Genomic DNA, 2,500 nt, shown 5'->3' with positions numbered 1-2,500 from the left:
CGTAGTGAAAGCGAGCCTGAAGAGGGCGCAAGTAGTGCGGATCAGACCCGAAACCGGGTGATCTATCCATGAGCAGGTTGAAGCAAGGGTAAAGCCTTGTGGAGGACCGAACCGCCAACGGCTGAAAACGTTCCGGATGACTTGTGGATAGGGGTGAAAGGCCAATCAAACCCGGTGATAGCTGGTTCTCCCCGAAATATATTGAGGTATAGCCTCGTGGATTGTCTGACGGAGGTAAAGCACTGACAGAGCTAGGGGTCCTACCAGATTACCAAACTCTTTCAAACTCAGAATGCCGTCCAGATGTACCACGGGAGTCAGACAGCGGGTGCTAAGGTCCGTTGTCGAGAGGGTAAGAGCCCAGACCAACAGCTAAGGCCTCCAAATGCATGCTCAGTGGTTAAGGTGGTGACGTTGTAGAGACACCCAGGACGTTGGCTTAGAAGCAGCCATCGTTTAAAGAAAGCGTAATAGCTCACTGGTCTAATGACGTTGCGCCGAAAATGTAACGGGGCTAAGCATGCTGCCGAAGCTTTGGATTCCGCGCAAGCGGTCTGGTAGGGGAGCGTTCCCCGCGGGCTGAAGCCGCGCCAAAAGGTGTGGTGGACTGCAGGGAAGTGATTATGCTGACATGAGTAACGATAAAACGGGTGAAAAACCCGTTCGCCGTAAACCCAAGGTTTCCTGGGTAAAGGTAATCTTCCCAGGGTTAGTCGGCCCCTAAGGCGAGGCGGAAACGCGTAGCTGATGGGAAACCCGTTAATATTCGGGTACTTGTGTGTCCGCGTGATGGAGGGACGCAGGAGGATAGGCGGTCCGGGTGTTGGAATACCCGGTGCAAGCAGGTAGGCATGATGCGGAGGCAAATCCCCGCATCTGTATGCTGAGATGCGAATCCGAGGGCGCAAGCCCAGAAGCCGTTGAGTCCACGCTGCCAAGAAAAGCTCCTAAGCATAGGGCACACAAACCGTACCGGAAACCAACTCAGGTGGGTGGGATGAATAATCCAAGGCGCTCGAGAGAACTCTGGCCAAGGAACTCGGCAAAATAACCCCGTACCTTCGGAAGAAGGGGTGCTCTTCGGGGTGTGGGAGGCTCGCCCTCCCGAGCCCTGGAGAGCCGCAGAGAAATGGTGGTGGCGACTGTTTACTAAAAACATAGGTCTGTGCGAAGTCGCAAGACGACGTATACGGACTGACGCCTGCCCGGTGCCGGAAGGTTAAAAGGAGGAGTCAGCGCAAGCGAAGCTCCGAATTGAAGCCCCGGTAAACGGCGGCCGTAACTATAACGGTCCTAAGGTAGCGAAATTCCTTGTCGGGTAAGTTCCGACCTGCACGAATGGCGTAACGATCTCCACACTGTCTCGGCCAGAGACTCGGTGAAATTGAAGTCGCGGTGAAAATGCCGCGTTCCCGCAGAAAGACGGAAAGACCCTGTGCACCTTTACTATAGCTTGACATTGGGATTTGGAACTGCATGTGTAGGATAGGTGGGAGGCAGTGAACCCCGTACGCCAGTACGGGGGGAGCCATCGTTGAAATACCACCCTTGTTTTTTCAGGTCCCTAACCCCCTGCCGTAAGCCGGCGGGGGGACAGTGTCTGGTGGGTAGTTTGACTGGGGCGGTCGCCTCCTAAAATGTAACGGAGGCACGCAAAGGTTCCCTCAGGCTGATTGGAAACCAGCCGCCGAGTGCAAACGCATAAGGGAGCTTGACTGCAAGAGAGACATCTCGAGCAGATGCGAAAGCAGGTGTTAGTGATCCGGTGGTCCCGCATGGAAGGGCCATCGCTCATTGGATAAAAGGTACGCCGGGGATAACAGGCTGATCGCATCCAAGAGTTCACATCGACGATGCGGTTTGGCACCTCGATGTCGGCTCATCACATCCTGGGGCTGAAGCAGGTCCCAAGGGTACGGCTGTTCGCCGTTTAAAGTGGTACGCGAGCTGGGTTTAAAACGTCGTGAGACAGTTTGGTCCCTATCTTCTGTGGGCGTAGGAGAATTGAGAGGGCCTGTCCCTAGTACGAGAGGACCGGGATGGACGCACCCCTGGTGGATCTGTTGTCGCGCCAGCGGCACAGCAGAGTAGCTATGTGCGGAAGGGATAACCGCTGAAAGCATCTAAGCGGGAAGCCTGCCTCAAGATAAGTTCTCCCTGACGCAAGTCCTGAAGGGCCGTGGTAGACCACCACGTTGATAGGCTGGAGGTGGAAGCCCCGTGAGGGGTGGAGCTGACCAGTACTAATAGCCCGTGAGACTTGTCCCCGAAATTTCCTTCCATTCCCTGTCAATTATATTTTGACGGATGTTCCGGCGGGAGTGACTGAAGCTCCCAGGAAGAGCCCGGAACCGCGCGAAAAGCGCGCCGTCCAGCCATTTTGGCAGCCACGGAGTAGAGGGTACACCCGATCCCATTCCGAACTCGGCAGTTAAGCTCTTCCTCGCCGATGATACTGCGCATCTTCGCGCGGGAAAGTAGGAAGCTGCCAAATTCTTCC

Annotated in this window: 2 rRNA genes (1 of these 2 cut by a window edge); both read left to right on the top strand. The window is 55.4% G+C overall.

The annotated features are described in order from the left end of the window. Nucleotides 1–2,268: ribosomal RNA gene (locus tag G7Y54_RS12415) — 23S ribosomal RNA — on the top strand; it begins 663 nt to the left of the window's first position. Between the two features lie 111 nt (nt 2,269–2,379). After that, nucleotides 2,380–2,494 (top strand): 5S ribosomal RNA (gene rrf / locus G7Y54_RS12410). Nucleotides 2,495–2,500: the final 6 nt, after the last annotated feature.

The organism is Desulfovibrio sp. ZJ746 (genome assembly GCF_011039155.1).
GTDB lineage: Bacteria > Desulfobacterota > Desulfovibrionia > Desulfovibrionales > Desulfovibrionaceae > Desulfovibrio.
The sequence above is the reverse complement of the archived record's forward strand: the minus strand, read 5'-3'. Positions and strand labels throughout refer to the sequence as shown.